Origin of the sequence: Flectobacillus sp. (genome assembly GCF_049240685.1) — a bacterium.
Taxonomy (GTDB): Bacteria; Bacteroidota; Bacteroidia; order Cytophagales; family Spirosomataceae; genus Flectobacillus.
On record NZ_JBMLSD010000214.1, the window covers coordinates 1 to 6972 of the forward strand.

General features: G+C 38.3%; 7 protein-coding genes. 4 read left to right on the forward strand and 3 right to left on the reverse strand.

Going from position 1 to position 6972, the window contains the following annotated elements; genetic code table 11:
* Positions 1-17: 17 nt before the first annotated feature.
* Positions 18-1109 (reverse strand): complex I subunit 1/NuoH family protein, encoded by a 1092-nt coding sequence (locus ACOVQ4_RS09750; RefSeq protein WP_421820462.1) that lies wholly within the window; start codon positions 1107-1109, stop codon positions 18-20.
* 61 nt (positions 1110-1170) lie between these two features.
* Complete coding sequence (locus ACOVQ4_RS09755; RefSeq protein WP_421820463.1) at positions 1171-2343, reverse strand: trans-sulfuration enzyme family protein; 1173 nt, start codon at positions 2341-2343, stop codon at positions 1171-1173.
* A 390-nt stretch (positions 2344-2733) separates the two neighbouring features.
* On the opposite strand from ACOVQ4_RS09755, the gene ACOVQ4_RS09760 reads away from it, so the two are divergent.
* Positions 2734-4014, forward strand: a complete 1281-nt coding sequence (locus ACOVQ4_RS09760) for an amidohydrolase family protein (RefSeq protein ID WP_421820464.1) — start codon at positions 2734-2736, stop codon at positions 4012-4014.
* Between the two features lie 158 nt (positions 4015-4172).
* Here ACOVQ4_RS09760 and ACOVQ4_RS09765 read toward each other — a convergent pair whose 3' ends face one another.
* A complete protein-coding gene (locus ACOVQ4_RS09765) occupies positions 4173-4760 on the reverse strand; it encodes a DUF4202 domain-containing protein (RefSeq protein WP_421820465.1) in 588 nt (195 codons plus the stop codon).
* A gap of 158 nt (positions 4761-4918) precedes the next feature.
* Here ACOVQ4_RS09765 and ACOVQ4_RS09770 point away from each other — a divergent pair, with 158 nt between their 5' ends.
* From ACOVQ4_RS09770 to ACOVQ4_RS09780, 3 genes are all read left to right on the forward strand, one after another.
* Positions 4919-5695 (forward strand): PspA/IM30 family protein, encoded by a 777-nt coding sequence (locus tag ACOVQ4_RS09770; protein ID WP_421820466.1) that lies wholly within the window; start codon positions 4919-4921, stop codon positions 5693-5695.
* Positions 5696-5776: 81 nt separating this feature from the next.
* Positions 5777-6334, forward strand: coding sequence for a TerD family protein (locus ACOVQ4_RS09775; protein ID WP_283343702.1), 558 nt, complete (start codon positions 5777-5779; stop codon positions 6332-6334).
* Positions 6335-6354: 20 nt separating this feature from the next.
* Complete coding sequence (locus ACOVQ4_RS09780; RefSeq protein WP_421820467.1) at positions 6355-6960, forward strand: TerD family protein; 606 nt, start codon at positions 6355-6357, stop codon at positions 6958-6960.
* Positions 6961-6972 lie beyond the last annotated feature (12 nt).

The following is a 6972-nucleotide window of genomic DNA, read 5'->3' on the forward strand; positions in this document are numbered from 1 at the left end:
CTATTTTTCAGTAACTCTTAAATCATTAACATTCTCCAAATAGCCGATAAGAATACCGCCAAAATAGAAAAAGGAGTTAGCACCTTCCAAGTAAGATACATCAGTTGGTCTACACGCAAACGAGGGAATGTCCATCGTACCCACATTTGTACAAAAATGAGCATATATGCCTTTATCAATAACCACACAAATCCCCAAATTGCACCAGACCATGACCCTGGTTCTCCAGAAGTCCAATTAGCTAACTTTAGGGAACCGATATTAGGAAAAGGTGAATTCCAACCACCTAAAAACAGAATGACGGCCAACACACTCACCAACAGCATCATACCATATTCAGATAGAAAAATCAAGGCCCAACGCATTCCTGAGTACTCTGTATGAAATCCTCCTACCAATTCAGACTCAGCCTCGGGTAAGTCAAAGGGTGCACGGTTACATTCCGCCAAAGAAGCGATAAAGAAAATAATAAACACCCCCAAGAAAAACGGTACTCTGAAGATATTCCAAGTCAAAAATCCACCTATTTGCGTTACCTCAATTCCTAGGGACTTCAAGCCAAAAAGGTAATTGTCTTGCCCTGAAAAGATGCCTTGTTGCGTACTAATCTCTTGTAAATTTAAGGTTTGGGAAATCATGACAACACACAACACCGATAAGCCTAATGGAATCTCATACGATACAATTTGCGCTACTGAACGCATAGCACCCAACAAAGAATATTTATTGTTAGACGACCAACCAGCCATCAAAACCCCAATAATGTCAATAGAGACAATGGCCAGTAAATAAAAAACCCCAATTTGAGCTTGTGAGCCTTGCAAATATTCTCCTGGCCCCAGAGGAACCACCGCAAAACCAGCAAAGATGGCCACAAATATCAAACAAGGTGCGGCTAAAAACAGCCATTTATCCGCCAGCTTAGGTACAATATCTTCTTTTAACAAAAGTTTGACCAAATCGGCAATTAACTGTAAGGAACCATATTTTCCTACCACCATAGGCCCCAAACGGTCTTGCATAAAAGCAGAGACTTTCCGTTCGGTGTATACTCCGATTACAACATTTGCCAAAACAAGACCCAAACATATTAGTAATGCAACAAACATAGCTTATTCATTTAAAATTTTGTTGATGAGAAAAATGGCGCAATTTCCCATCAACATTTTTTTATTCTGCAATTGCTTTTTCTAACGCTTGTTGAAAATCAGCAATTAAATCTTCAACCGACTCCAAACCTACCGCAATACGTACCAATCCATCAGTTATTCCTACTTCTGCACGTTGTTCGGCGCTTAATTTTGAGTGTGTTGTCGACGCTGGGTGTGTGATAATAGTTCGAGTATCGCCCAAGTTTGGTGAGATAGAAGCAATTTTCAAATATTTTGACATTTTATTTACCACCTCAAAACCACCTTTTACATCCATTGTCATAATAGCACCGCCCATTTTCATCTGTTTCTTCGCCAATTCGTATTGTGGATGGGAAGTCAAAAATGGATATTTCACAAAATTTAGCGCATCGTTTCCTTCTAAAGCTGAAGCTAATTTGTAAGCATTTTCCGAATGTTTTTCCATGCGAAGATGAATCAACTCTAAGCTTTTTGATAAAATCCAAGCATTGAACGGCGACATAGATGGCCCTGTGTGTCGCGCAAAGAACCGAATTTCTTTAATCAAATCGGCACGACCACAAACTACTCCCCCCAACACACGACCTTGACCATCGATGTATTTTGTAGCCGAGTGAATCACTAAGTCTGCCCCCCAATCTGCAGGGGTCTGAATCACTGGCGTAGCAAAACAGTTATCCACCGCCAAAATCAAATTATGCTTTGCTTTCAACTGAGCGATAGCCTCAAGGTCAATCAAATCCAAGCCAGGGTTTGAAGGACTTTCACAAAACAAGAATTTGGTATTAGGCTGAATGGCATTTTCCCATTCTTGAATATTATGTCCATCCACATAGGTACATGTAATGCCCCATTTGGTCGTAATTTTACTCAAAATCTGAATAGCAGAACCAAACAAAGCTTTTGATGCGACAACATGGTCGCCCTGTTGTAATAAAGCTGCCATTGCCGCAAAGTTGGCCGCCATACCAGACGCAAAAGCAAGTCCATCTTCAGTATTTTCGAGCATACACATTTTTTCTACGAATTCGTCCACATTAGGATTCATATATCGCGAATAAATATTTCCCTCCATTTCCTCTGCAAAAATGGCTCTTCCTTGCTCTACATCTTCAAAAGTAAAACTTGAAGTTAGGTACAATGGCACTGAATGTTCACGATTGTGTGAACGTTCTGCCTGAATTCTGATGGCTTTAGTTTGTTTCTTCATCTTGGCCCTCCAATTTCTACCAAAATCAACCGTAATTTTGGCAATTTTATTAATTTTTTGATTAACAAAGGTTTTTTATACCTACGCTTTTGGCTAATTCAAAAGCGATTTTTAATCTTTTTTATCAAGCTTTTTCTAATACTACTCAATAAAATCAATATACTAAATTGAGTAAACACCTAATACAAAAGAATTGAACCCCTAAGTTACGCCCAAAAGCCCGAATGACGAGAAAAAATCGTCTCTTTTTCAAAAAGAAGCAACATTTTTCGATTTTATAAAACGTAATTCTTATTTTTAGGAAGTTATCATAAATATTGATTTTATGATTGTTTATTAAACATTCCACTTTTCACCGCCTTTTAGGCCAAACTACCTTTATTTATAAATATGAAAAAAATCCTACAGACCATCGCTACCATCGCGATTTTTAGTACGGCATCTCTGGCACAACGTACACTTCTACACTGCGGTACTTTTATTGACGTTACCAAAGGAAATACCCAAAGTCAGGTAACGGTCATTGTTGAAGGCAGAAGAGTTACAGGAGTTCAAACGGGATATCTTGCCCCGAAAGGTACAGACAAAGTTATCGATCTAAAGTCCAAAACGGTGATGCCCGGTTTAACGGATATGCACGTGCATATTGAAGGCGAAACAAGTAAAGATCAATTAATAAAGCGATACCAATTCAACCAAGCTGATGTAGCCTTTGAAGCAGCGCGTAACGCCAAAGTAACCTTGATGGCTGGATTTACTTCGGTCCGTGACCTAGGAGGCTCTGGTGTCAACATATCACTTCGTAATGCAATTAGTAAAGGTATTGCAGTTGGTCCGCGTATTTATACTGCTGGTAGAACCATCGCTACTACAGGTGGACATGGCGACCCAACTAATGCCTTGAGTGAAAATTACACCCCAGACCCACACATGGTTACAGGCGTAATCAATGGTGCAGAAGAAGCTCGTCAGGCTGTTCGTCAACGCTACAAGGAAGGCTCTGACTGTATTAAAATTACGGCTACTGGTGGTGTTTTGAGTATTGCTAAAAACGGGAAAGCACCACAGTTTCAAGAAGATGAATTAGAGGCTATTATCAAGACAGCTAAAGACTATGGATATCATGTCGCAGCTCACGCACATGGTGCTGAAGGCATCAAGCGTGCAGCTAAAGCAGGCGTAACAACGATTGAGCATGGTACTTTTATGGATGATGAAGCCATCGATATTATGAAACAAAAAGGAACTTACCTTGTAGCTACAATTTTGGCAGGAAAAACAGTAGCTGATTCAGCAAAAGTACCGGGCTATTACCATCCTTTGGTAGTTCCAAAAGCTTTGGAAACAGGACCACTTATCCAAAATATGTTTGGTAAAGCCTATAAAGCTGGGGTGAAAATTGCTTTTGGTACAGACTCGGGCGTGTCTTTGCATGGATTAAATGCCTATGAATTTCAATACATGGTCGAGGCAGGTATGCCTGCCATGGAGGCTATTCAGGCTGCAACAGTTACACCAGCCAAAATTTTAGGGGTTGAAAAAGACCTCGGTTCTATCGAAGCGGGCAAATTTGCTGATATTATCGCTACAGATGGCAACCCTTTACAAGACATTACCCAAATGCGTAAAGTAAGTTTTGTAATGAAAGATGGCGTAGTTTATAAACAATAATATTGGTATTGCTTATAAACTTCTGAATCTTCGGAACATAAGTCATCTCGAAATTTAGCAATACAAAAGCGGTCGAAAATTATTTTTCGACCGCTTTTTTTGATAGCTTAAGACGTAAAGTATTACGTCTCAACTTGTAAAATCACTCCTATTTTCTCTTAACCCAATCTCTCCAAAGCTTTTTGAATTAAGTTTAATCCTTTTTCGCTATAAGATAATTGTAAGGCAAAACTATGCCCGTGAGCATCCATTTTCAACAATGATTTCCTGATAATTTCAATCATTTTTTCATCATCATGTTTTTGAAAAAATGCCTCATATTGAAACTCCAAGAAAACTAAACATAGTGCATTTTCGATAGTTTGCACATCGGCATCCTGCTTGATTTTTTGTTTTGTAATAATTTGCTTTACTCTTTCTATTACTGATTCTTCGTAGCCTACCTCCCCTAGGATTTGAGCGGCAGTTTCGGCATGAAATTTACCCAAATCTTTTCTCCAAGTTAAGTAGCCCACTTTTCCTTCTGGATAAGTATGACGAGGAATACTCCAACGCCCAATATGTTGGCTTCTCGAAGCTAATTGCAATTCTTCATTTGCTTGTGGGTCTAGTCGCAGAACCCATTCTGAACATTTCAAGGCCATAAAATATTCTTGTGGATAGGTTTCGCCATTCCAAACAAAAATATTAGGGTCTTGTTTGTTATAATCGTCGAACTTTTCGAATGCTAATCCAATTTTTTCCATATATTTAGAAGAGTGTTTGATTCCTGTACATTTATTTTTGATTCCATCCAAAGCTACAGCACATCATCCACACTAGCAACCAATCATCCCGATTTTGCTTGTTAGTTCAGCATTAAACCTGCTAAATTTCGAACAAATAAACCAAAACATGATTTAAAATGTGGTCTGATTTACTACAAATCCTATTTAACCATGAAAAAAAGTCCTCCACCGACCCTAACCCTCAAGACCCAAACGTTTTGTTGGCTTTGGCCGAAAAAGAACTCATTAAAGCGATTGCCGATGCCGAGCAAGTAAAAAAGGTTGCCCAAAATAATTATCATAGTCTTCTCGCCAAAGCGGAGGAACTACAAGGGCAAGCCAATCAATTGTATCAGGCTGCACAAAAATCCTTACAAACAGGCAACGAGGAACAAGCTCAACAATGGTTACGCAAAAAATCACTGGTCGATGAACGTATCAGTGAGTATAAAACTTTGTTGAATCAAGCTCAGCAATTGCTCAATCAACTCGAAGCGCAGCATCAGGATTTACAATTTCGACTTGAGTCTACTCGACTAAAAGGTCAGATGCTTATTGCCAAAGTTGAAGCAGCTAAAACACAAAAACTAGTAGAAGGTGTTCAAAATCAGGAAAATGCCTCAGCACTAGAGCAAATTTCGGCCTTGGAGCAGCAGTTTCAAATCAAGGAAGATGAGCGAAGCATGCGAGAAGAATTGCAACAAAATGATACCATCATCAAAAAAGCTTTTGAAGAAATTGCCTTTCAGCAAAGTATCGAAAAAGACTGGGAAAAACTTAAATCTGAAAAAGATTTGAAATTAAACGATAAACAAGCCCAAAAAATAGAAGACTTTTTTAGTAAAACAAAAGATACTCCGACAGAAAAACCACAAAGCGATAAACAGAAAAAAATCGACGATTTCTTTAAATAGGCAAGAGTCATACATTTTTATTGGATGTAGTCAAAGACAAATACCTGTTTCCTATTTTAAAATACTTAAACTCAAAACAACATGGCAATCAATCTCAAAAAAGGCGGTTCAATAAACCTATCAAAATCAATGACAAAGCTCAACAAACTGATGATTGGGCTTGGCTGGGAATACGCTTCTATTCCTGTAGACTTAGACGCATCAGTCTTTATTCTTGGAGCAAACGGCAAACTCTTATCGGATGAGTATTTTGTTTTTTACAACAATTTAAAAGCGCCAGATGGCTCCGTTCAACACACGGGTGACAATCGTACAGGTAGCGATAATGATGACGATGAGGTTATTTTAGCAAACTTAGATAATATTCATCCTAACGCAACGGAAATATGTATCTGTGTAACTATTCATCAAGCGCAACTTCGTAATCATTCGTTTGGGATGTTGCGTGATGCCTACATACGTATAGTGGACATGGATACCAAATCAGAAGTAGTAAACTATGACTTAGACAGTTCACACAATGCCGAAAATGCACTCGTGTTTGCCAGAATCAAGAAATCAGGAAATGAATGGTATTTCTATGCTGATTCTCAAGGTTCAAAGGATGAATTGCAAGCACTAGTTGATATGTTCGTTTAATAGATAAACACCTTAATTTCATGATAAATCTGACCAAAAACAGCCGTATTTCTTTAGAGAAAAACGGCACTCAACTAAAAGAAATTAGTATCGGCCTAGACTGGGGAAGTATTCAACATTCTTATTTGTTTGGACTTTTGAAGGATTCGACCGCTGTAGATTTAGATGGGTCGGTTTCGCTTTTTGCTGGTGATAAACAAGAAATTGAAACCGTATATTTCCATAATTTAAAATCAAGAGATGGCGCTATCAAGCATAGTGGTGACGACAGGGTTGGTGACAGTAGTGCCGACAATAAAGATAATGAAATCATTTACATCAATCTTGAGCAAATAAATCCGAAAGTCACATCGATTTTTATTTATTTAAACTCCTACAAACAACAAGATTTTGCCACTATTCCTTATGCCAAAATCAAAATTGTCGAAGGTAAAAATCACAACCCACAACAGACTTTTGCAACCTATAACATTGCTTCAGATGAGACTTACAGTGGATATGTGTCAATGATTATGGGTAAAATCGAAAAACTCAACAATAACTGGACTTTTACTGCCCTAGGCGACCCAATTAAAGCGAAGAATATCAAAGAAACAGTTATGTTAATTCAAGATAGATATATGTAGATTATCAGAGCC